Source organism: Pseudomonas sp. FBCC-B35, assembly GCF_059133755.1.
In genome coordinates, this window is the sequence record NZ_CP101439.1 from 3002915 (window position 1) to 3026498 (window position 23584).

Genomic DNA, 23584 nt, shown 5'->3' on the forward strand with positions numbered 1-23584 from the left:
GAGACTAGAGCGCCGCCCGGGCAGCCGCAACGGAAAACAGGCGGCAAGAGTATGTTTGGGAAATGCCCTACAGGGAAGGGGTTAAATCCGACATTCCAGTGCCCTTGCGCCCAACTGCACCTGGCGCTGAGCCACCTCCTTTGCGTAGACGGTGTCGCAGAAAGCGAGCGCCGCCCACCTAGCGCCTGCCCCAAGGTCAGGGCAATCAGAGCACCCTGGTCTATGCTACAGACCACAGCGGCACATGGCCCAACCAACGCGCTCACGCTTTAGTATTGATCCAGAGCGGTACCCAGCGTGTCGAAAACTGCTAGAACACGGGCTTTTCGCATTTGCAAGCACAGGAAATCTGCAGATGAACTTTACACGGCGCAGAACGGACCAACTAAGAAGCGCAGCGCTAGATGATATTAATTATCATTACTCAATTCGTAATTCGTTACCACTCGCAAGAAACATAATTAACAAAAGCACGCGCAATGCCCGAATCTCAAGGCTTTCAGCCAGTTACAAGCCGAATGTGTTGTTGAACCTGCGAATAAATTTGCTACGGAAATTTTACTTGCACCGGGTTTACCCATAAAATCAGCAGGATTGATTCAGCTGCGACATTTGGTCACTGCAAGTGCGACACCACGTCGCCGCTCTACACTTATTTCAGACTGCAGAGCTGGGTCTCTGTATAAGGATTTGAAGCATGTCCGATTCGGCAGGACTCATCGCCCACAACTGGGGCTTTGCCATTTTCCTTCTGGGTGTCGTCGGCCTGTGTGCCTTCATGCTCGGCCTGTCCAGCCTGCTCGGCAGCAAGGCTTGGGGTCGCGCCAAGAACGAACCCTTCGAATCCGGCATGCTGCCCACCGGCAGCGCTCGCTTGCGCCTGTCGGCAAAATTCTATCTGGTCGCGATGCTCTTCGTGATCTTCGATATCGAAGCCCTCTTTCTCTTTGCATGGTCTGTGTCCGTCCGCGAAAGCGGCTGGACCGGGTTCGTCGAAGCACTCGTTTTCATAGCAATTCTGTTGGCAGGTCTTGTCTACCTATGGCGCGTCGGGGCCCTTGACTGGGCTCCCGAAGGTCGCCGCAAGCGGCAAGCGAAGCTGAAACAATGAGGCTTTGGCATGCAATACAATCTCACCAGAATCGATCCGGACGCACCCAATGAGCAATACCCGGTCGGTGAACGGGAAACCGTCACCGATCAACTGCTCGAAGACCAGGTCCACAAGAACATCTTCATGGGCAAGCTCGAAGATGTGCTGCGTGGCGCCGTCAACTGGGGCCGCAAGAACTCCCTGTGGCCGTACAACTTCGGCCTGTCCTGCTGCTACGTGGAAATGACCACGGCCTTCACGGCACCCCACGACATCGCCCGCTTCGGCGCCGAAGTCATCCGGGCCTCGCCGCGCCAGGCCGACTTCATGGTCATTGCCGGTACCTGCTTCATCAAGATGGCGCCGATCATCCAGCGTCTCTACGAGCAGATGCTCGAGCCCAAATGGGTCATTTCCATGGGTTCGTGCGCCAACTCCGGCGGCATGTACGACATCTACTCGGTCGTTCAGGGGGTCGACAAGTTCCTCCCCGTGGACGTCTACGTGCCCGGCTGTCCGCCACGCCCTGAGGCTTTCCTGCAAGGCTTGATGCTGCTGCAGGAGTCGATCGGCCAAGAGCGACGTCCGCTTTCCTGGGTCGTGGGCGATCAAGGCATTTACCGTGCCGAGATGCCCGCCCAGAAGGAGCTGCGTCGTGAACAGCGCATTGCCGTCACCAACCTGCGCAGCCCCGACGAAGTCTGATCCAGCGACCTGCCGCCGGCGCCCGAGGGTGCCGGCGGCCTGGCTTCATTCTTAACGTTGACCCAAAGCGACCGAGACCATGACAGCGGACAACGCTATTTACATTCCGCCCTACAAGGCAAACGACCAAGATGTGGTCGTCGAATTGCACAACCGTTTTGGCGCCGAAGCATTCGTCGCCCAGGAAACCCGCACCGGCATGCCCGTGCTGTGGGTCAAGCGCGCCCAGCTCAAGGAAGTGCTGAGCTTCCTGCGCGGTGTGGCCAAGCCCTACAGCATGCTGTACGACCTGCACGGCGTCGACGAGCGCCTGCGCACCCAGCGCCGCGGCCTGCCTGCCGCCGACTTCAGCGTGTTCTACCACCTGCTGTCGATCGAGCGTAACAGCGATGTGATGATCAAGGTCTCGCTCAGCGAAGGCGACCTGAACCTGCCGTCGGTGACCAGCATCTGGCCCAACGCCAACTGGTACGAGCGTGAAGTGTGGGACATGTTCGGCATCGATTTCGCTGGCCACCCGCACCTGAGCCGCATCATGATGCCGCCGACCTGGGAAGGTCACCCGCTGCGCAAGGACTATCCGGCCCGCGCCACCGAGTTCGATCCCTACAGCCTGACCCTGGCCAAGCAGCAGCTTGAGGAAGAGTCGGCGCGCTTCAACCCCGAAGCCTGGGGCATGAAGCGCCAGGGCGCCAACGAGGACTACATGTTCCTCAACCTTGGCCCCAACCACCCGTCTGCCCACGGTGCCTTCCGTATCGTCCTGCAACTCGACGGTGAAGAAATCGTCGACTGCGTACCGGACATCGGCTACCACCACCGTGGTGCCGAGAAAATGGCCGAACGTCAGTCCTGGCACAGCTTCATTCCTTACACCGACCGTATCGACTACCTCGGCGGTGTGATGAACAACCTGCCGTACGTTCTGGCGGTGGAAAAGCTGGCCGGCATCCAGGTGCCGCAAAAGGTCGACGTGATTCGCATCATGCTCGCCGAATTCTTCCGTATCACCAGCCACTTGCTGTTCCTGGGCACCTACATCCAGGACGTGGGCGCCATGACCCCGGTGTTCTTCACCTTCACCGACCGCCAGCGCGCGTACACGGTGATCGAGGCGATCACCGGTTTCCGTCTGCACCCGGCCTGGTACCGTATCGGTGGCGTCGCCCACGACCTGCCGCGTGGCTGGGACAAACTGGTCAAGGATTTCGTCGAGTGGCTGCCCAAGCGCCTGGACGAATACACCAAGGCCGCGCTGCAGAACAGCATCCTCAAGGGCCGTACCATTGGCGTGGCCGCCTACAACACGCAAGAGGCACTGGCCTGGGGCACCACCGGTGCCGGCCTGCGCTCCACCGGTTGCGACTTCGACCTGCGCAAGGCCCGCCCCTACTCCGGCTACGAAAACTTCGAATTCGAAGTACCACTGGCCCACAACGGCGATGCCTACGATCGCTGCATGGTCCGCGTCGAGGAGATGCGCCAGAGTATCCGCATCATCGACCAGTGCCTGCGCAACATGCCCGAAGGCCCGTACAAGGCGGACCATCCGCTGACCACGCCGCCACCCAAAGAGCGCACCCTGCAGCACATCGAGACCCTGATCACCCACTTCCTGCAAGTGTCGTGGGGCCCGGTCATGCCGGCCAACGAGTCGTTCCAGATGATCGAGGCGACCAAGGGCATCAACAGTTACTACCTGACGAGCGACGGCGGCACCATGAGCTACCGCACCCGGATCCGCACCCCGAGCTACCCGCACCTGCAGCAGATCCCCTCGGTGATCAAAGGCAGCATGGTCGCCGACCTCATTGCGTACCTGGGCAGTATCGACTTCGTTATGGCTGACGTGGACCGCTAAGCATGAACAGCACGCTTATCCAGACAGACCGTTTCGCCCTGAGCGAAACCGAACGCTCGGCCATCGAGCATGAAATGCACCACTACGAGGACCCGCGTGCGGCGTCCATCGAAGCCCTGAAGATCGTGCAGAAAGCCCGTGGCTGGGTGCCGGACGGCGCCATCCACGCCATCGGCGAGGTGCTGGGCATCCCGGCCAGCGACGTCGAAGGCGTCGCCACCTTCTACAGCCAGATCTTCCGCCAGCCGGTGGGCCGCCACATTATCCGCGTGTGCGACAGCATGGTGTGCTACATCGGCGGCCACGAGTCGGTGGTCAGCCAGATCCAGAGCGAGCTGGGCATCGGCCTGGGTCAAACGACTGCCGATGGCCGCTTCACCCTGCTGCCGGTCTGCTGCCTTGGCAACTGCGACAAGGCCCCGGCGCTGATGATCGACGACGACACCTTTGGCGACGTGCAGCCTGCTGGCGTCTCCAAGCTGCTGGAGGGTTACGCATGACCATCACTTCCTTCGGCCCGGCCAACCGCATCGCGCGCTCGGCTGAAACCCATCCGCTGACCTGGCGCCTGCGTGAAGACGGCGAGCCGGTCTGGCTGGCCGAGTACGAATCGAAGAACGGCTACGCCGCTGCCCGCAAGGCGCTGGCGCAGATGTCGGCTGACGAGATCGTGCAAAGCGTCAAGGACTCCGGCCTCAAGGGCCGTGGTGGCGCGGGCTTCCCCACCGGGGTGAAGTGGGGCCTGATGCCCAAGGATGAGTCCATGAACATCCGTTACCTGTTGTGTAACGCCGATGAAATGGAGCCCAACACCTGGAAGGACCGCATGCTGATGGAGCAACAGCCCCATCTGCTGATCGAAGGCATGCTGATCAGCGCCCGCGCGCTGAAGGCCTACCGCGGCTACATCTTCTTGCGCGGCGAATACACCACGGCGGCAAAAAACCTCAACCGTGCCATCGATGAAGCCAAGGCCGCTGGCCTGCTGGGCAAGAACGTCCTGGGCAGCGGCTTCGATTTCGAGCTGTTCGTGCACACCGGTGCAGGCCGCTATATCTGCGGTGAAGAAACCGCGCTGATCAACTCGCTCGAAGGTCGCCGCGCCAACCCACGCTCCAAGCCGCCCTTCCCTGCCGCCGTGGGCGTGTGGGGCAAGCCGACCTGCGTGAACAACGTCGAGACCCTGTGCAACGTGCCGGCCATCGTCGCCAATGGCAACGACTGGTACAAGTCGCTGGCCCGCGAAGGCAGCGAAGACCATGGCACCAAGCTGATGGGCTTCTCCGGCAAGGTCAAGAACCCAGGCCTGTGGGAGCTGCCGTTTGGCGTCACCGCACGCGAACTGTTCGAGGACTACGCGGGCGGCATGCGCGACGGCTTCCGGCTCAAGTGCTGGCAGCCCGGCGGGGCCGGCACCGGTTTCCTGCTGCCCGAGCACCTGGACGCGCAAATGTACGCGGGCGGTATCGCCAAAGTCGGCACCCGCATGGGGACCGGCCTTGCCATGGCGGTGGACGACAGTGTCAGCATGGTCTCGCTGCTGCGCAACATGGAGGAGTTCTTCGCCCGTGAGTCGTGCGGCTGGTGCACACCGTGCCGTGACGGCCTGCCCTGGAGCGTGAAGATGCTGCGCGCCCTGGAGAACCGCCAGGGCCGCGCCGAAGACATCGAGACCCTGCTGGGGCTGGTCAACTTCCTCGGCCCAGGCCGTACCTTCTGCGCCCACGCACCCGGTGCGGTGGAGCCGCTTGGCAGTGCCATCAAGTACTTCCGCTCGGAGTTCGAGGCCGGTGTCGCACCGGTTGTCGCTGGCGAGGCGTTGCGCCCTGACCTGGCAAGACCGCTTCAGGCCGGGCCGACCGTAGTCGGCGCATAACACGATGTTCCTGCGGGTGGTCCGTGCCACTCGCCAGCTTGCCGACAGGCCCGACCCGATCGCGGCGTGTCGCAGGCTTACCGATTTCCATTAGCCACGCCTGCTCACGCGGGCCAACGAAGAACTTTGAACAATGGCCACTATCCACGTAGACGGCAAAGCGCTCGAAGTCAACGGTGCAGACAACCTGTTACAGGCCTGTCTGTCACTTGGCCTCGACATCCCTTATTTCTGCTGGCACCCGGCGCTTGGCAGCGTCGGTGCCTGCCGCCAATGTGCGGTCAAGCAGTACACCGACGAGAACGACACGCGCGGGCGTATCGTCATGTCCTGCATGACGCCTGCATCCGACGGTACCTGGATCTCCATCGACGATGACGAGTCCAAGGCGTTTCGCGCCAGCGTCGTCGAATGGCTGATGACCAACCACCCGCACGACTGCCCGGTGTGCGAGGAAGGCGGGCACTGCCACCTGCAAGACATGACAGTGATGACCGGCCACAACGAGCGCCGCTATCGCTTCACCAAGCGCACCCACCAGAACCAGGACCTCGGCCCGTTCATCGCCCATGAGATGAACCGCTGCATCGCCTGCTACCGCTGCGTGCGTTACTACAAGGACTACGCCGGTGGCACCGACCTGGGTGTCTATGGCGCCCATGACAACGTGTATTTCGGGCGCGTCGAAGACGGTGTGCTGGAAAGCGAGTTCTCGGGCAACCTGACCGAAGTCTGCCCAACCGGCGTGTTCACCGACAAAACCCACTCCGAGCGCTACAACCGCAAGTGGGACATGCAGTTTGCCCCGAGCATCTGCCACGGTTGCTCCAGTGGCTGCAACATCAGCCCAGGCGAGCGTTACGGTGAACTGCGCCGCATCGAGAACCGTTTCAACGGCTCGGTGAACCAGTACTTCCTGTGCGACCGAGGCCGCTTCGGCTATGGCTACGTCAACCGCACGGATCGTCCACGCCAGGCGCAACTGGCCGACGGCACCAAGTTGGGCCTGGACGCGGCCCTGGACAAAGCCGCCGACCTGCTGCGCGGCCGTACCATCGTCGGTATCGGTTCGCCACGCGCCAGCCTCGAAAGCAACTATGGCCTGCGCGAACTAGTCGGTGCCGAGTATTTCCACTGCGGGATGGAAGCCGGTGAGCTGACGCGCGTGCGTCTGGCGCTAGAGGTGCTGAACAACAGCCCCCTGCCCGTTCCGACCCTGCGCGACATCGAAGACCATGATGCGGTATTCGTGCTCGGTGAAGACCTGACCCAGACCGCTGCCCGCGTCGCCCTGGCCGTGCGCCAGGCCACCAAGGGCAAGGCCGAGGCCATGGCCGAGGCGATGAAGGTTCAGCCGTGGCTCGACGCTGCCGTCAAGAACATCGGTCAGCATGCGCTGTACCCCCTGTTCATCGCCAGCCTGGCCGAGACCAAGCTCGACGACGTGGCCGAAGAATGCGTGCATGCAGCCCCGGCGGACCTGGCCCGTCTCGGTTTTGCCGTGGCCCATGCCATCGACCCAAGTGCGCCAGCCGTCGCCGGCCTGGACGACGAGGCCAAGGCGCTGGCCCAGCGCATCGCCGATGCCCTGATCGCGGCCAAGCGCCCGCTGGTCATTGCCGGCACCTCGCTGGCCGATGCTTCGCTGATCGAAGCAGCCGCCAACATCGCCAAGGCCCTGAAGCTGCGCGACAAACAAGGCTCCTTGAGCCTGGTGGTGCCTGAAGCCAACAGCCTTGGCCTGGCCATGCTGGGTGGCGAGTCGGTCGACGCCGCACTGGATGCGGTCATCGACGGCAAGGCCGACGCCATCGTGGTGCTGGAAAACGACCTCTACGCCCGCGTCCCTGCAGCCAAGGTGGATGCTGCCCTGGCAGCGGCCAAGGTGGTCATCGTTGCCGACCACTCCAGAACCCCGACGGTCGAGCGCGCTCACCTGGTACTGCCGGCCGCCTCCTTCGCCGAAGGCGACGGCACCCTGGTCAGCCAGGAAGGCCGTGCCCAGCGCTTCTTCCAGGTGTTCGACCCGCAGTACCTGGACAGCAGCATCCAGGTCCACGAAGGCTGGCGCTGGATGCACGCCCTGCGTGCCACCCTGCTGGCCAAGCCCGTGGACTGGACCCAACTGGACCACGTTACCCACGCCTGCGCCCAGGCGGCCCCGCAACTGGCTGGCATCGTCGATGCCGCGCCAAGCGCCGCCTTCCGCATCAAGGGCCTGAAGCTTGCCCGTGAGCCGCTGCGCTACTCCGGGCGCACCGCCATGCGCGCCAACATCAGCGTGCACGAGCCGCGTACCCCGCAAGATCGCGATACCGCGTTCGCCTTCTCCATGGAAGGGTATTCGGGCTCGGCCGAGCCACGCCAGCAGGTCCCGTTCGCCTGGTCGCCAGGTTGGAACTCGCCCCAGGCCTGGAACAAGTTTCAGGATGAGGTGGGTGGTCACTTGCGTGCCGGCGACCCAGGCGTGCGGCTGATCGAATCCAAAGGTGATGGCCTGGCCTGGTTCACCACGGTACCTGGCGCCTTCAACCCGGCCCGCGGCACCTGGACAGCGGTACCGTTCTTCCACCTGTTCGGCAGCGAAGAAAGCTCCTCGCGTGCCGCGCCGGTGCAAACGCGCATCCCGGCTGCCTACGTGGCCCTGGCCAAGTCCGAAGCCGATCGCCTGGGCGTCAACGAAGGTGCCCTGCTGGACCTGAACGTCGCGGGTGTGGCGCTGCGCCTGCCGCTGCGTATCAATGAAGCGCTGGGCGCTGGCCTGGTCGCGCTGCCCAAGGGCTTGGCCGGCATCCCGCCTGCCGTGTTCGGGGCATCCGTCGAAGGCCTGCAGGAGGCAGCACAATGAGCTGGTTCACCCCCGAAGTGATCGACGTGATCCTCACCGTGCTAAGGGCAATCGTGGTCCTGCTGGCGGTGGTGGTCTGCGGCGCGCTGCTCAGCTTCATCGAGCGGCGCCTGCTGGGCTGGTGGCAGGACCGTTACGGTCCGAACCGCGTTGGCCCGTTCGGCATGTTCCAGATCGCTGCCGACATGTTGAAGATGTTCTTCAAGGAAGACTGGAACCCGCCCTTCGTCGACCGCGTGATCTTTACCCTGGCACCCGTCGTGGCCATGAGCGCCCTGCTGATTGCCTTCGTGGTCATTCCGATCACCCCGACCTGGGGCGTGGCCGACCTGAACATCGGCCTGCTGTTCTTCTTCGCCATGGCAGGTCTGTCGGTCTATGCCGTCCTGTTCGCCGGCTGGTCCTCGAACAACAAGTACGCCTTGCTGGGCAGCTTGCGGGCCTCGGCCCAGACCGTGTCGTACGAAGTGTTCCTGGGCCTGGCGCTGATGGGCGTGGTGGTACAGGTCGGTTCGTTCAACATGCGCGACATCGTCGAGTACCAGGCGCAGAACCTGTGGTTCATCATTCCGCAGTTCTTCGGCTTCTGCACCTTCTTCATCGCTGGCGTGGCCGTGACTCACCGTCACCCCTTCGACCAGCCGGAAGCGGAACAGGAACTGGCCGACGGCTACCACATCGAGTATGCCGGCATGAAATGGGGCATGTTCTTCGTCGGTGAGTACATCGGCATCATCCTCATCTCGGCGCTGCTGGTCACCCTGTTCTTCGGCGGATGGCACGGCCCGTTCGGCATCCTGCCGCAACTGTCGTTCCTGTGGTTCGCCCTGAAGACCGCGTTCTTCATCATGCTGTTCATCCTGCTGCGCGCCTCCATTCCGCGCCCACGCTATGACCAGGTGATGGACTTCAGCTGGAAGTTCTGCCTGCCGCTGACCCTGATCAATTTGCTGGTGACCGCTGCGATCGTGCTTTACAACACGCCAGCCGTCGCGGCCCAGTGAGGATTTGACCCATGTTCAAGTATATCGGCGACATCGTTAAGGGCACCGGCACCCAGCTGCGCAGCCTGGCCATGGTGTTCTCCCACGGGTTTCGCAAGCGCGACACCCTGCAGTACCCCGAAGAACCCGTGTACCTGCCCCCACGCTACCGTGGCCGCATCGTCCTGACGCGCGACCCTGATGGCGAAGAGCGCTGCGTGGCCTGCAACCTGTGCGCGGTGGCCTGCCCGGTGGGCTGCATCTCGCTGCAGAAGGCAGAAACCGACGACGGCCGTTGGTACCCGGAGTTCTTCCGCATCAACTTCTCGCGCTGCATCTTCTGTGGCCTGTGCGAAGAAGCGTGCCCGACCACCGCAATCCAGCTGACTCCGGATTTCGAAATGGCCGAGTTCAAGCGTCAGGACCTGGTGTACGAGAAAGAAGATCTGCTGATCTCCGGCCCCGGCAAGAACCCTGACTACAACTTCTACCGTGTTGCGGGCATGGCGATCGCTGGCAAGCCGAAAGGCGCTGCGCAGAACGAAGCCGAGCCGATCAACGTGAAGAGCTTGCTCCCATAAGGACAGAAAGATGGAATTCGCTTTCTACTTCGCATCCGGGATCGCCGTGGTGTCCACCCTTCGGGTGGTGACCGGCACAAACCCCGTGCACGCCCTGCTCTACCTGATCATCTCGCTGATTTCCGTGGCGATGATCTTCTTTTCCCTGGGTGCGCCGTTCGCGGGCGCCCTGGAAGTGATCGCCTATGCCGGCGCCATCATGGTGCTGTTCGTCTTCGTGGTGATGATGCTCAACCTGGGGCCGGCTTCGGTTGCCCAGGAGCGCGGCTGGCTCAAGCCCGGCATCTGGGCAGGGCCGGTGATCCTTGGCGCCCTGTTGCTGGTGGAGCTGCTGTACGTGCTGTTCGTCGCACCCAGCGGCGCTGCCATCAGCGGTACCACCGTGGGCCCGAAAGCAGTGGGTGTGAGCCTGTTCGGCCCCTACCTGCTGGTGGTCGAACTGGCGTCGATGCTGCTGCTCGCGGCAGCGGTCACCGCCTTCCACCTGGGCCGCAATGAGGCGAAGGAGTAAATCATGGGTGCTATCCCTCTCGAACATGGCCTGGCCGTCGCCGGCATCCTGTTCTGCTTAGGTCTGGTTGGCCTGATGGTCCGCCGCAACATCCTCTTCGTACTCATGAGCCTGGAAGTCATGATGAACGCCTCTGCCCTGGCGTTCGTCGTCGCCGGTGCCCGTTGGGTCCAACCCGATGGCCAGGTGATGTTCATTCTGGTGATCAGCCTGGCAGCAGCCGAGGCCAGCATTGGCTTGGCCATCCTGCTGCAGCTGTATCGCCGCTTCCACACCCTCGACATCGATGCTGCCAGTGAGATGCGCGGATGAACCTTCTCTTCCTGACTTTCGTCTTCCCCCTTGTGGGCTTTGTGCTGCTGTCGTTCTCGCGCGGGAGGTTCTCGGAGAACCTGTCCGCCTTGATCGGCGTCGGTTCGGTTGGCCTGTCGGCGGCCACGGCCGCCTACGTGATCTGGCAATTCAACGTCGCCCCGCCTGAAGGCGGTGCGTACAGCCAGCTGCTGTGGCAGTGGATGTCGGTGGATGGTTTTGCGCCGAACTTCACCCTGTACCTCGATGGCCTGTCGGTCACCATGCTGGGCGTAGTGACAGGTGTGGGTTTCCTGATCCACTTGTTCGCGTCCTGGTACATGCGTGGCGAGACCGGCTACTCACGGTTCTTCTCGTACACCAACCTGTTCATCGCCAGCATGCTGTTCCTGATCCTGGGCGACAACCTGCTGTTCATCTACTTCGGCTGGGAAGGCGTAGGCCTGTGTTCCTACCTGTTGATCGGTTTCTACTACAGCAACCGCAACAATGGTAACGCAGCGCTCAAGGCCTTCATCGTCACCCGTATCGGCGACGTGTTCATGGCCATCGGCCTGTTCATCCTGTTCGCCCAGCTGGGCACGCTGAACGTCCAGGAACTGCTGGTGCTGGCACCGCAGAAATTCCAGGCCGGCGATACCTGGATGGTGTTGGCAACGCTGATGCTGCTCGGCGGCGCCGTGGGCAAATCCGCGCAGCTACCGCTGCAGACCTGGTTGGCGGACGCCATGGCCGGCCCGACCCCGGTGTCGGCGCTGATCCACGCGGCGACGATGGTAACGGCCGGTGTCTACCTGATTGCCCGTACCAATGGCCTGTTCCTGCTGGCGCCGGACATCCTGCACCTGGTGGGCGTGGTGGGTGGCGTTACCCTGGTGCTGGCGGGCTTCGCTGCACTGGTGCAAACCGACATCAAGCGTATCCTGGCCTACTCGACCATGAGCCAGATCGGCTACATGTTCCTGGCACTGGGCGTCGGCGCCTGGGATGCGGCGATCTTCCACTTGATGACCCACGCCTTCTTCAAGGCGCTGCTGTTCCTGGCTTCGGGCGCCGTCATCGTGGCCTGCCACCACGAGCAGAACATCTTCAAGATGGGCGGGCTGTGGAAGAAACTGCCGCTGGCCTACGCCAGCTTCGTGGTCGGTGGCGCTGCCCTGGCGGCCTTGCCGATCGTGACCGTAGGCTTCTACTCCAAGGACGAGATCCTGTGGGAAGCCTTTGCCAGCGGCAACTCCGGCCTGCTGTACGCCGGCCTGCTCGGCGCCTTCATGACCTCGCTGTACACCTTCCGCCTGATCTTCATCGCCTTCCACGGCGAAGCGAAGACCGAAGCCCACGCCGGCCACGGCATCAGCCATTGGCTGCCACTGGGCGTGCTGATCGTGCTGTCGACCTTCGTCGGCGCATGGATCACACCGCCGTTGGCTGACGTGCTGCCTCAAAGCGCAGGCCATGCCGGCGGTGAGGCCAAGCATGCTCTGGAGATCACCTCGGGCGCCATTGCCATTGCCGGTATCCTGCTCGCCGCCTTGCTGTTCCTGGGCAAGCGCAGCTTCGTCAGCGCGGTGGCCAACAGTGGCATCGGCCGCGTGCTGTCGGCCTGGTGGTTCGCGGCCTGGGGCTTCGACTGGATCTACGACAAGCTGTTCGTCAAGCCCTACCTGCTGATCAGCCACCTGCTGCGCAAAGACCCGGTTGACCGCGGTATCGGCCTGATCCCTCGTCTGGCTCGCGGTGGCCACGTGGCCATGACCAAGACCGAGACGGGCCAGCTGCGCTGGTATACCGCCTCCATCGCCATTGGCGCAGTGCTGGTACTCGGCGCTGTGGTAGTGGCCGCGGTATGACCATGAACCTTGCGAACCTTGCGACCCTGCAAAAGGAAACCAACCCGTCATGATTTTGCCTTGGCTGATCCTGATCCCCTTCATCGGCGGCTTCCTGTGCTGGCTGGGCGAGCGCTTCGGCGCTACCCTGCCGCGCTGGATCGCGCTGCTGACCATGTCCCTGTTGCTCGGCATCGGCCTGTGGCTGTGGGCTAACGGCGACTACACCCTTGCCCCGGCTCCGGGCGCCGAGCCTGCATGGGCCCTGGAATACAAAGTCCAGTGGATCCAGCGCTTCGGCATCAGCATCCACCTGGCCCTCGACGGCCTGTCGCTGCTGATGATCCTGCTCACAGGCCTGCTGGGCGTGTTGTCGGTGCTGTGCTCCTGGAAAGAGATCCAGCGCCACGTCGGCTTCTTCCACCTGAACCTGATGTGGATCCTGGGCGGTGTGGTCGGTGTGTTCCTGGCGCTGGACCTGTTCCTGTTCTTCTTCTTCTGGGAAATGATGCTGGTGCCGATGTATTTCCTCATCGCGCTCTGGGGTCATAGCTCGGCGGACGGCAAGAAGACGCGCATCTACGCGGCGACCAAGTTCTTCATCTTCACCCAGGCCAGCGGCCTGATCATGCTGGTGGCGATCCTGGGCCTGGTACTGGTCAACTACACCAACACCGGTGTGATCACGTTCAACTACAGCGACCTGCTCAAGGCCGACCTGCCGGCCGGTACCGAGTACCTGCTGATGCTGGGCTTCTTCATTGCCTTTGCCGTGAAGCTGCCGGTGGTGCCGTTCCACTCCTGGTTGCCCGACGCCCACGCCCAGGCGCCGACCGCAGGTTCCGTGGACCTGGCGGGTATCCTGCTCAAGACCGCTGCTTATGGCCTGCTGCGCTTCGCCCTGCCGCTGTTCCCCAATGCTTCGGCAGAGTTCGCGCCCATCGCCATGACCCTGGGCCTGATCGGCATCTTCTACGGGGCCTTCCTGGCCTTCGCCCAGACCGACATCAAGCGCCTGATCGCCTTCTCCAGCGTCTCTCACATGGGCTTCGTGCTGATCGGCATCTATTCCGGTAGCCAGCAAGCACTGCAAGGTGCGGTCATCCAGATGCTGGCTCACGGTCTGTCGGCTGCCGCGCTGTTCATCCTGTCCGGTCAGTTGTACGAGCGCCTGCACACCCGCGACATGCGCCAGATGGGCGGGCTGTGGCACCGCATCGCCTACCTGCCTGCCATCAGCCTGTTCTTCGCTGCCGCCTCCCTGGGGCTGCCAGGCACCGGCAACTTCGTGGGTGAGTTCCTGATCCTGATCGGCAGCTTCGTGCACGTGCCTTGGATCACCGTCATCGCCACTACCGGCCTGGTATTCGGCTCGGTCTACTCGCTGATCATGATTCACCGCGCCTACTTCGGCCCGAGCAAATCGGACACCGTACTGGCCGGCATGGACACCCGCGAGCTGGTCATGGTGCTGGGCCTGGCGGTACTGCTGGTGCTGCTGGGCGTGTATCCACAGCCGTTCCTCGACACCTCTGCCGCCACCATGAGTGGTGTGCAGCAGTGGCTCGGTTCCGCTTTCACTCAACTCGCTTCGGCCCGGTAAGAGCGCTATGGAATTCACCACTCAACACTTCATCGCATTGGCGCCGATGCTGATCACCACCATCACCACGGTGGTGGTGATGCTGGCGATCGCCTGGAAGCGCAATCACTCGCAGACGTTCCTGCTGTCCACCGTGGGGCTGAACCTGGCCCTGCTTTCGATCCTGCCAGCATTGAAGGTCGCGCCACTGGCGGTCACGTCGCTGATCACCATCGACAAGTTCGCCTGCCTGTACATGGCAATCATGTTGGTCGCGACCCTGGCATGCGTAACGCTCGCCCATGCCTACCTGGGCGAAGGCGCCAAGGGTTTCCCGGGCAACCGCGAAGAGCTGTACCTGCTGCTGCTGATGTCGGCACTGGGCGGGCTGGTGCTGGTCAGCGCCAACCACCTGGCGGGCCTGTTCATTGGCCTGGAGTTGCTGTCGGTACCGGTCTACGGCCTGGTGGCGTATGCGTTCTTCAACAAGCGCTCGCTTGAAGCCGGCATCAAGTACATGGTGCTGTCGGCAGCAGGTTCTGCCTTCCTGCTGTTCGGCATGGCGCTGCTGTACGCCGACGCCGGCAGCTTGACCTTCGACCAGTTGGGCAAGGCATTGGCTGCCACCAGCATGCCGAGCCTGCTGGCTCAACTGGGTCTGGGCATGATGTTGGTCGGCCTGGCGTTCAAACTGTCGCTGGTACCGTTCCACCTGTGGACGCCCGATGTGTACGAAGGTGCTCCGGCCCCGGTCGCCGCGTTCCTCGCCACGGCCAGCAAGGTTGCGGTGTTCGCGGTGGTCATCCGCCTGTTCATGCTCTCCCCTGCCGCCAGCAGCGGTGTGCTGAGCACGGTGCTTGCCATCATCGCCGTGGCGTCGATCCTGGTCGGTAACCTGCTGGCGCTGACCCAGAGCAACCTCAAGCGCCTGCTGGGTTACTCGTCCATCGCCCACTTCGGCTACCTGCTGATCGCGCTGGTGGCCAGTAAGGGCCTGGCGCTGGAGGCCATGGGCGTCTACCTGGTCACCTACGTGCTCACAAGCCTTGGGGCATTCGGTGTCATCACCTTGATGTCCTCGCCCTACGGTGGCCGCGATGCTGACGCGCTGTACGAGTACCGCGGTCTGTTCTGGCGTCGCCCCTACCTGACCGCCGTGCTGACCGTGATGATGCTGTCGCTGGCCGGTATCCCGCTCACCGCTGGTTTCATCGGCAAGTTCTACATCATTGCCACCGGTGTCGAGTCGCAGCTGTGGTGGTTGGTGGGCGCGCTGGTCATCGGTAGTGCCATCGGTGTGTACTACTACCTGCGTGTGATGGTCACCCTGTACCTGGTCGAGCCTAACCTGCGCCGTCACGACGCACCGTTGAAGTGGGAACAGCGCACCGGTGGCGTCATGCTGCTGGCTGTCGCCCTGCTCGTCTTCGTACTGGGTGTGTACCCGCAGCCGCTGCTGGACCTGGTGCAGCATGCAGGTTTGTACCTGATCGGCTAACCCGCCTGGCAATCCCAGACACCCCGCTTACGCGGGGTGTTTTTGTTTGTGCCTGGCAAATGCTGGACTCGCCCTCAGGCCTATCGGTCGCCCGATCTGGCGTGTGGGTGGAAGCGTTGGGGCAGTGTCAGCATTTTTACCCTGCTGTGGGTGATCTGGGCGCGGGTTCGTACGTCATACCGCTGTTGCCTCACTGCTGGTCGTCTGGAGCCCTACGATGCGTCGCGTTTTGTTGCTGTCCCCCCGCCTTGGCCTGCTTGGCGCCATCATTGCGAGCCCGCCTGCCTGGTCAGCAAGCCCGATCGAACTTGGCCAGGTGCTGATCACCGACCAGGCGCAAGGGGACCTGGAGGCCGCAGCGCAGCGCCTGCGCAGTGCCCCAGGTGGCACCAACCTGGTGGACATGCAAAAGGTGGGTCAAGGCCGTGTGGCCAGCAACCAGGATGTCCTTGCCTACCAGCCGGGGGTGTTCGCCCAGTCGGCGGGCAACGACGGCATCAAGTTGTCGATTCGCGGCTCCGGCCTCAACCGGGCCCCAGGCGCGCACGGCTCAGGGGTCTACACGCAGTTCGACGGCCTGCCGCTGACCGGCCCCGGGGGCACGCCCTACGAGCTGTTCGAGCCGTTGTGGCTCAACCGCGCCGAAGTGCTGCGCGGTGCCAACGGGTTTGATCAGGGATCGCTGGCGTTGGGCGGTGCCATCAATTACGTCACCCACACCGGCTACGATGCAGCGCCCCTGCACGTGCGCTATGAAGTCGGCAGCCGTGGCTATCAGCGCCGCCACATCAGCTCCGGCCAGGTACTCGGTAACCTTGACTACTACGTTGCGCTGACCGATGCGCACTACGACGGCTACCAGCAGCACAGCAGCGGCAGTGCCAAGGGCATCGCGGCCAACGTCGGCTATCGCTTCAACCCCAACCTTGAAACACGGCTGTACCTGCGCTACCGGGAAACGGAGAACGACCTGGCCGGACGTTTGACCAAAGACCAGATCAAGCATCACCCTACCTCGGCGAACCCTGCCTACCTGGCACGTGATGACAGCCGTCCGCAGCCGGGCAGTACCTGGGTTGGCAGCAAGACCACGTTCTACCTTGACGATGATGCCCGCGTCGAAGCCGGCCTGGTCTACCACGATTACCCCATGGACCTGCGCGAGGGCCCGATGCGCCTGAAGGTGGCTTACACCGACGTCAGTGGCACGCTGAACTATCAGCGGCGCGACACGGTGTTTGGCCGTGAGAGCAAGACGACCGTGGGCTGGCGCACCACCAAGCACCTGCCCAACAGCGGCGCCTCACAATTTGCGCGCAACGGCCAGGTGATCGGCATTCGGACACGTGACTTCACCTATCAAGGCTCCGATACCGTGTTGCATCTGGGTAATGACCTGGAGCTCATACCGAACCTGTGGCTGACAACCGGGCTGGCCGCTATCTATACGCGACGCGAGAGCGACGTGACCTACCCCGCCGAAGGCGGCAAGGTGTCGATGCATGATTGGGATTATGCGCCGCGCATCGGACTGCGCTACGACGCACGCCCGGACCTGCAGGTGTACGGCAACCTCAGCCGCTCGGTGGAACCGCCCCACCCATGGTCGCTGATCTGGAGCTCGCCAAGCGTGGGCGGCAAGCAGATTCAACCGATCGAAATGCAGAACCAGACAGCCACCACGCTGGAAGTAGGTGCGCGCGGCGAGTCGGCATTCGGGCGGTGGGACCTTGCCTGGTACTACGCCCAAGTACGCCACGAACTGCTCGCGGTCGAGGTGGTGCCGAACTTCACCTCGGAATTCAATGCCAGCGCCACGGTGCACCAGGGCGTGGAGGCCGGGCTGGACAGCACGCTCTGGGAGCAGTCAGGCCTGGGTCGCCTGAGCCTGCGTCAGGCCTACACCTTCAGTGACTTCCATTACCGCGACGACGAAAGGTTCGGCGACAACCGCCTGCCGGGCATCCCCATGCACTACTATCAGGCCGAGTTGCGCTTCGACTGGCCCAGCGGCTTCTACGCCGGGATCAACACGCAGATGGCGTCCAAGGTGCAAGTGGACTATGCCAACAGCTACCATGCCGACGATTACGCCACCCTCGGCGCCCGTCTCGGTTGGGACTCGCCGCAGCGTGACTGGCAGACCTGGCTGGATCTACGCAACCTGACCAACAAGCGCTACGCAGCGACCGTAACCCCAGGCTTCAATGACGCAGGGCGGGACATTGCCCGCTCCACTCCGGGCGAAGGCGCTGCGGTCTATGCGGGAGTGTCCTACACATTCCGGTGACTGCCACGATCGGGCAGCCCTTGGCTGACAAACATTGCGCGGGCCGACTGGCCCGCACAATGTGGCGCCGCTCAGGCCACGGTCATACAGAGCGATTCAGCTTCACCCAAGACGCGAACTTGTCGATGAAGCCTTGCAAAAACGGCCGGGTCTTGTCGTTGAGTTTGCCTGACTCGTCGAACAGGCTGGCAGCGCCGCCAATGTAGGCCTCCGGCATCTGCATGCATGGCATGTCCAGGAACACCAGGGACTGGCGCACTGAATGGTTGGCACCGAAGCCGCCGATCGCACCTGGCGACACACTCGCCACGGCTGCCGGCTTGCCGCCCCACGCGCTTTGCCCGTAAGGCCTTGAACCCACATCGATGGCATTCTTCAGGCAGCCTGGCATGGTCCGGTTGTACTCCGGCGTGACGAAGAGCACCGCATCGCTGCCCTTGATGTCGTTCCGAAAGCGTGTCCAGGCAGCTGGCGGGGCATCGGTTTCCAAGTCTTCGTTGTACAGGGGTAAGTCGCCGATCTCGACGATCTTCAGTGCCAGGCTCGACGGCGCCAGCTCAGACAGCGCCCGGGCCACCTTGCGGTTATAGGAATCCTTGCGCAGGCTACCGACGACGACGGCAACCGAATAGACCTGGGTCATGGCAATCTCCAACTTCATGTTTTCAGGGACGATGTAGTTATAGATGACCGTTTTGCGCTGCTTTGGTTTTTTTTCCCGGCCGCGAAAACTTCCCCTGCCCTTGGAAGGTCTACTGCTACAGACATTTCCTACGCAATTCAGAGGGTTCCACCCAAATGGCAGCAGTAATGGTCGGCCAATTCCATGCCCGCGACGCCGAAGGCCGTATCTATCCCGTGCACGAGTTTCAGGAATCTACCCTGCAACACGACGGCAGCACGACCGGCGCACCTATCACCACCTACCGCCTTGCCATCGGCGATCGCGTCAACTACCTGGGTGAAAATCGATTCGAGCTTGCCCGCACCGGTGTCGAAATCATCCGTATCCCATGACACGAAGAGGCACTGGCCTGTTACTGCTCGATGAGGGTGAGACCGCTTGCGGTCTTGATTGACCAGCTGCAGGCCGTCGCTTTTTAGTCCGCTGACCGCTCAGCCAGTGCCTGCCAGAGCGATGGGCCGCCAGCGGACTTGGCAATCGCTGCAAGGCGTTCGGCATGAGCTTCGAGCTCATCCGGTGCGGCCAGAATGACCCGGCCGGGCGCGCGACCGCTGATGCGACGAATGTCAGCTCCTCCGCTACCCTGCCCGTTTTCGTCCGAATCGCTGCCATGCCCTGCCAACGAGAGGCTGGTCTGCCCCCCGGTCATTGCCAGGTAGACATCCGCCAGCAGCTCGGCGTCGAGCAACGCGCCGTGCAGTTCGCGCCCCGAGTTGTCGATATCGTAGCGTTTGCACAAGGCATCCAGGCTGTTGCGTTGCCCCGGATGACGCGCCCGCGCCAGCAACAAGGTGTCGAGAATGGTGCAGTGCTGGGACAGGTCAGCACGGTCCTGCTGGCCCAGCAGCGCGAACTCGTTGTTGATGAACCCGACGTCGAATGCCGCGTTGTGGATGACCAGCGTAGCGCCCTGGATGAACGCGAAGAACTCCTCGGCGACGTCGCCGAAGCGCGGCTTGCCAACCAGGAAGGCGTCAGTGATGCCGTGGACGTTGATCGCGCCCTCGTCACTTTCGCGGTCAGGCTGCAGGTAGACGTGGAAATGCCTGCCTGTCAGGCGCCTGCCGACCACCTCGACGCAGCCAATCTCGATGATGCGGTGCCCCTCGCTGACCGGCATACCCGTGGTTTCGGTATCGAGGATAACGAACCGCTTGTCTTGCTGTTGCTCCACTTGGGGGACTCCAACTTGCATCGTTTACAAAGGTGCGCAGTATAACAGCAGGGCGAGCGCTGAGCCCCCTTCGCACCTGGCATCGGGTTCAGCGCGTCACGCCCGGGCGCGCACTTCGTCCACGCCACGGTTGGCCAGCTGGTCCGCACGCTCGTTGCCGGGGTGGCCAATGTGGCCGCGGACCCATTTCCAGGTCACCTTGTGGCGGTTGACCTGTTCGTCAAGCAACTGCCACAGGTCGGCATTCTTCACAGGTTCCTTGGCCGCGGTTTTCCAGCCACGCTTTTTCCAGTTGACCATCCATTCGTTGATGCCTTTCATCACGTACTGCGAGTCAGTCGTCAGCACGACCTCGCATTCACGCTTGAGCGCCATCAGCCCCTGGATGGCGGCCATTAACTCCATGCGGTTGTTGGTGGTCTCGCGCTCGCCCCCCCACAACTCTTTTTCAACGCCTTTGAAAATCATCAGCACACCCCAGCCGCCGGGGCCAGGATTGCCCTTGCAGGCACCATCGGTAAACATTTCGACGCTATCGCTCATGTACCACTCGTATTCACTGCTTATCGGGATCGGGGGTCGCCGAGGTGCGGTTGACCTTGGCCAATGGCAACGGCAGCAACTTGCCCATCGGCTCGCGACGCTGGGGCCGCAGCGGCCGCAGGCCCACGACCATCTTGCGCGCCACCAGCACATAGACACCGCCGCCAGCGCTTTGCCACCCGCCCGCCATGCGCTCCCACCCTTCCAGGCGCTGCTGCCAGGCAGGCGAAGCAAGCGGCGGACGATAGCACCCGAAGCGGCGTTTCTCCAAGGCAAAGCCCAGCAGGTTGAGCCAGTCACCCAGTCGCGAAGGCGAGATGCAGCGGGCCTTGCGCAAAGCGCCACGGCTAAACAGGTGACGCACCCCCCAACTGCTCCACGGATTGATCCCGACGATCAGCAGATGACCGCCTGGGCGCACGGCGCTGGCGGCCTCACGCAGCAGCCCGTGGGGCGACAGGCTGAAATCCAGCCCATGTTGCAACACCACCACATCGGCCGCGTGCTCGCTTAACGGCCAGGCCTGTTCCTCGCAGACGATCTCCACCCCCGGCAGCGGCGCGCCGAGGCGCACGTTGCGCTGGACCTTCGGCGCACTGGGTGGGGCGTCGGCGCAGGGGCCATAGTGCACCAGGTAGCCACCGAAGAAGCGACCCAGCTCTTCCTCCAGCAGCTTCTGTTCTTCTTGCAGCATCAATTGGCCGAGCGGGCCCTGAAACCACTCACGGGCCAGGCTGATCAGCTTGATCCAGTCCGGGTCGGCCTGGGCAAAGGCTTGGTCGGTCATTGTGCAATTCCTCGAAAGGTTCTCCCACCGCGCCATCGCGGCTAAGATGCCTTCATGTGCCAAGCAAGGCGAATCGGATTCCCACCATGATACAGATCGAAGCGTTGCCCGCTTTCTCGGACAATTACATCTGGTTGTTACAGCATACTGCCAAACGCCGCTGCGCGGTGGTCGACCCTGGCGATGCCGGCCCGGTGGAACGGTGGCTTGCCGCGCATCCTGGTTGGCAGCTTACCGACATGCTCATCACTCACCATCACAACGACCATGTAGGCGGTGTGGCGCGGCTCAAGGCGTTGACGGGCGCGCAAGTACACGGCCCAGCCAACGAGGATATCCCTTGCAGGGATGTGGCACTGGACGATGGCGACCAGGTCACAGTGCTGGGTGAGGTCTATGAGGTGCTTGCCGTGCCGGGCCATACACTGGGGCACATCGCGTTCTTCAACGCTGGCGCGGCCACGCCTGTACTGTTCAGTGGCGATACCCTGTTCGCAGCCGGATGCGGACGCATGTTCGAGGGCACTGCCGAGCAGATGCAACCGGCCCTGGCCCGCCTGGCAGCCCTGCCAGCCGAGACCCAGGTCTACTGCGCACATGAATACACCTTGAGCAATTTGCGTTTTGCCAAGGCCGTGGAACCTGACAATGAAGATGTAGTGAAGCGCTTCGAAACGGTCTCCCGGCTGCGTGCGCAAGACTGCATCACACTGCCCTCCACCATTGGTCTGGAACGGCTGACAAACCCCTTCCTGCGCACCGCTGAAACATCTGTTAAACAAAAAGCAGACGAATGGAAGGGACATTCCAACACCTCGCATGTCGCTGTTTTTGCTGCCTTGAGGTCTTGGAAAGACAGCTTCTGATAACCCCAAGATATATCGCAAGTGGCGGTCAAAGGTTGACCCGGTCCGGAGCGGTTCCTAGAATCGCCGAAATTTTTTGCCCGGATACCTGTGCCCGCCGATGTCTTCCCGAAGCCGCAGAACCTCTCATTCCGTCGCGCTGACGCGCCTGGCCCAGGTCAGTGCGCTCGCTCTGGCCGCCACCTTGGTGGGCTGCCAGAGCACCCATCAGCTCGACGAAGCCGATAGCGTCCGTGCGCACAGCCTGCAAGCGCGAATCAAACCAAGGCCGGCGCCATTGCTGGTCAAGCCGGTCGAGCAAGCGCCTCGGGATGTCTGGGAACGCATGCGCCAGGGCTTCGTGCTCCAGGAGTACCGGGACGTCAACCCGCGCATCGATCAACAGCGCCTGTGGTTTGCCAGCAACCCCACGTTCATCGAAAGCGCCGGGGAGCGCGGCAGCCTCTACCTGCACTACATCGTCGAACGCCTCGAGGAGCGCGGCATGCCGCTGGAGCTGGCCCTGCTGCCGGCGATCGAGAGCGCCTACAACCCCATGGCGTACTCCCGCGCCAGTGCAGCCGGCATGTGGCAGTTCATGCCAGCCACCGGTCGACACTTCAACCTGCGCCAGACCAACTTCTATGACGGCCGTCGGGATGTCACCGCCTCGACCAACGCCGCGCTCGACTACCTGACCCGCCTGCACGACATGTTCAACGGCGACTGGCTGCTGGCACTGGCGGCCTACAATGCTGGCGAAGGCACGGTCAGCCGCGCGATGGAGCGCAACGAGAAGCTGGGCTTGCCCACCGACTACTGGAACCTGCCACTGCCTCAGGAAACCCGCGACTACGTGCCCAAGCTGCTGGCCTTGTCACAGGTGGTCTCCACACCTGAAGCCTACGGCGTGAACCTGACGCCGATCGCCAATGAGCCCTACTTCGAGGCCGTCGCGATCAACGACCGGCTCGACCTGACGCGGGTGGCCGCTTTCGCCGACATCGACGAAGACGAACTCATCCAGCTGAACCCAGCCTTCAAGAAGCGCATGACGGTCGATGGCCCGAAGCAGTTGCTGGTGCCCACGGCCAAGGCGCAGTTGCTCTCTGCCAGCCTCTCCAACCTCAACCCCGAGCAGTTGGTCACCCTGCAGCCACCCAAGGCTGCTTTCGCTCGCGCCGTGGCCGAAGCCCAGGCGCCTGTGGCCGCGCGCAGCTACAAGGTCAGGCGTGGTGACAATCTGGGGACCATCGCCAAGGCCAACCGTGTATCCATTGCGGACATCAAGCGCTGGAACCGCCTGTCGGGCAGCAGCCTGCGCGCCGGCCAGGTGCTAGCCTTGCGCGGCGGCAAAGCCTCCAGTGGCGCCGCTAACCGGGTCGCCAGCTCGGCAAAACGCACAACCCAATACAAGGTGCGCAAGGGCGATTCGCTGTATCTGGTGGCCAAACGCTTCAATGTCGAGATGACCCACCTCAAGCGCTGGAATCCGCGCAGTGGCCATGCGCTCAAACCCGGCCAGACCCTGACCGTCTACGTCGGCCACTGACCCCAGGCGGCAAGCGGACACCTGTGCGT

At 62.8% G+C, this 23584-nt stretch carries 21 protein-coding genes; 17 read left to right on the forward strand and 4 right to left on the reverse strand.

What is annotated here, in order from left to right; genetic code table 11:
* The first annotated feature begins 697 nt into the window (after nt 1–697).
* The 14 genes from NMB38_RS13730 to NMB38_RS13795 all read left to right on the forward strand — a co-directional run bounded on the left by NMB38_RS13730 (nt 698) and on the right by NMB38_RS13795 (nt 17969).
* On the forward strand, nt 698–1111 hold the full coding sequence (locus NMB38_RS13730) for an NADH-quinone oxidoreductase subunit A (protein ID WP_008096178.1): 414 nt from the start codon (nt 698–700) through the stop codon (nt 1109–1111).
* Between the two features lie 9 nt (nt 1112–1120).
* Complete coding sequence (locus NMB38_RS13735; RefSeq protein WP_023534774.1) at nt 1121–1798, forward strand: NuoB/complex I 20 kDa subunit family protein; 678 nt, start codon at nt 1121–1123, stop codon at nt 1796–1798.
* A gap of 79 nt (nt 1799–1877) precedes the next feature.
* Nucleotides 1878–3659, forward strand: coding sequence for an NADH-quinone oxidoreductase subunit C/D (gene nuoC / locus NMB38_RS13740; RefSeq protein WP_023534867.1), 1782 nt, complete (start codon nt 1878–1880; stop codon nt 3657–3659).
* 2 nt (nt 3660–3661) lie between these two features.
* Nucleotides 3662–4159: an NADH-quinone oxidoreductase subunit NuoE gene (gene nuoE / locus NMB38_RS13745; RefSeq protein WP_027916252.1), complete on the forward strand. Its 498-nt coding sequence runs from the start codon at nt 3662–3664 to the stop codon at nt 4157–4159.
* Entirely contained in the window at nt 4156–5535 is a 1380-nt protein-coding gene (gene nuoF, locus NMB38_RS13750) for an NADH-quinone oxidoreductase subunit NuoF (RefSeq protein WP_023534745.1), read from the forward strand. Before nuoE ends, nuoF begins: the two co-directional genes overlap by 4 nt.
* 133 nt (nt 5536–5668) lie before the next feature.
* The gene (gene nuoG, locus NMB38_RS13755; protein ID WP_027916253.1) at nt 5669–8383 is read left to right on the forward strand and encodes an NADH-quinone oxidoreductase subunit NuoG; all 2715 of its coding nucleotides are present in this window, start codon (nt 5669–5671) and stop codon (nt 8381–8383) included.
* Nucleotides 8380–9387 (forward strand): NADH-quinone oxidoreductase subunit NuoH, encoded by a 1008-nt coding sequence (gene nuoH, locus NMB38_RS13760; protein ID WP_027916254.1) that lies wholly within the window; start codon nt 8380–8382, stop codon nt 9385–9387. Before nuoG ends, nuoH begins: the two co-directional genes overlap by 4 nt.
* 11 nt (nt 9388–9398) lie before the next feature.
* The gene (nuoI, locus tag NMB38_RS13765; RefSeq protein ID WP_023534793.1) at nt 9399–9947 is read left to right on the forward strand and encodes an NADH-quinone oxidoreductase subunit NuoI; all 549 of its coding nucleotides are present in this window, start codon (nt 9399–9401) and stop codon (nt 9945–9947) included.
* A 10-nt stretch (nt 9948–9957) separates the two neighbouring features.
* Nucleotides 9958–10458 carry an NADH-quinone oxidoreductase subunit J gene (gene nuoJ, locus NMB38_RS13770; protein WP_023534783.1) on the forward strand — a complete coding sequence of 167 codons (501 nt, stop codon included), beginning with the start codon at nt 9958–9960 and terminating at the stop codon, nt 10456–10458.
* 3 nt (nt 10459–10461) lie between these two features.
* The gene (nuoK, locus tag NMB38_RS13775; RefSeq protein ID WP_003251446.1) at nt 10462–10770 is read left to right on the forward strand and encodes an NADH-quinone oxidoreductase subunit NuoK; all 309 of its coding nucleotides are present in this window, start codon (nt 10462–10464) and stop codon (nt 10768–10770) included.
* The gene (gene nuoL, locus NMB38_RS13780) at nt 10767–12620 is read left to right on the forward strand and encodes an NADH-quinone oxidoreductase subunit L (RefSeq protein ID WP_027916255.1); all 1854 of its coding nucleotides are present in this window, start codon (nt 10767–10769) and stop codon (nt 12618–12620) included. Before nuoK ends, nuoL begins: the two co-directional genes overlap by 4 nt.
* A 49-nt stretch (nt 12621–12669) precedes the next feature.
* Entirely contained in the window at nt 12670–14202 is a 1533-nt protein-coding gene (nuoM, locus tag NMB38_RS13785) for an NADH-quinone oxidoreductase subunit M (protein ID WP_023534786.1), read from the forward strand.
* A gap of 7 nt (nt 14203–14209) precedes the next feature.
* On the forward strand, nt 14210–15679 hold the full coding sequence (nuoN, locus tag NMB38_RS13790) for an NADH-quinone oxidoreductase subunit NuoN (RefSeq protein ID WP_023534778.1): 1470 nt from the start codon (nt 14210–14212) through the stop codon (nt 15677–15679).
* A 217-nt stretch (nt 15680–15896) separates the two neighbouring features.
* Nucleotides 15897–17969, forward strand: a complete 2073-nt coding sequence (locus NMB38_RS13795) for a TonB-dependent receptor family protein (RefSeq protein ID WP_286751447.1) — start codon at nt 15897–15899, stop codon at nt 17967–17969.
* Nucleotides 17970–18051: 82 nt separating this feature from the next.
* Here the strand turns inward: NMB38_RS13795 and NMB38_RS13800 are convergent, their stop codons facing one another.
* A complete protein-coding gene (locus NMB38_RS13800; RefSeq protein WP_023534853.1) occupies nt 18052–18612 on the reverse strand; it encodes an NADPH-dependent FMN reductase in 561 nt (186 codons plus the stop codon).
* Between the two features lie 155 nt (nt 18613–18767).
* Between NMB38_RS13800 and NMB38_RS13805 the strand changes: the two genes are divergently transcribed.
* Nucleotides 18768–18986, forward strand: a complete 219-nt coding sequence (locus NMB38_RS13805; RefSeq protein WP_027916257.1) for a hypothetical protein — start codon at nt 18768–18770, stop codon at nt 18984–18986.
* An 83-nt stretch (nt 18987–19069) separates the two neighbouring features.
* Here NMB38_RS13805 and dnaQ read toward each other — a convergent pair whose 3' ends face one another.
* The 3 genes from dnaQ to NMB38_RS13820 form a co-directional block, all read right to left on the reverse strand.
* Nucleotides 19070–19774, reverse strand: coding sequence for a DNA polymerase III subunit epsilon (gene dnaQ, locus NMB38_RS13810; protein ID WP_241015291.1), 705 nt, complete (start codon nt 19772–19774; stop codon nt 19070–19072).
* 150 nt (nt 19775–19924) lie between these two features.
* A complete protein-coding gene (rnhA, locus tag NMB38_RS13815) occupies nt 19925–20371 on the reverse strand; it encodes a ribonuclease HI (RefSeq protein ID WP_023534768.1) in 447 nt (148 codons plus the stop codon).
* 13 nt (nt 20372–20384) lie between these two features.
* Nucleotides 20385–21158: a class I SAM-dependent methyltransferase gene (locus NMB38_RS13820; RefSeq protein WP_027916259.1), complete on the reverse strand. Its 774-nt coding sequence runs from the start codon at nt 21156–21158 to the stop codon at nt 20385–20387.
* 86 nt (nt 21159–21244) lie between these two features.
* Between NMB38_RS13820 and gloB the strand changes: the two genes are divergently transcribed.
* Together gloB and NMB38_RS13830 are read left to right on the forward strand one after the other, a co-directional pair.
* Entirely contained in the window at nt 21245–22024 is a 780-nt protein-coding gene (gene gloB, locus NMB38_RS13825; RefSeq protein WP_490805920.1) for a hydroxyacylglutathione hydrolase, read from the forward strand.
* A 100-nt stretch (nt 22025–22124) separates the two neighbouring features.
* Complete coding sequence (locus NMB38_RS13830) at nt 22125–23555, forward strand: lytic transglycosylase domain-containing protein (RefSeq protein WP_104926365.1); 1431 nt, start codon at nt 22125–22127, stop codon at nt 23553–23555.
* The last annotated feature ends 29 nt before the right edge of the window (nt 23556–23584 follow it).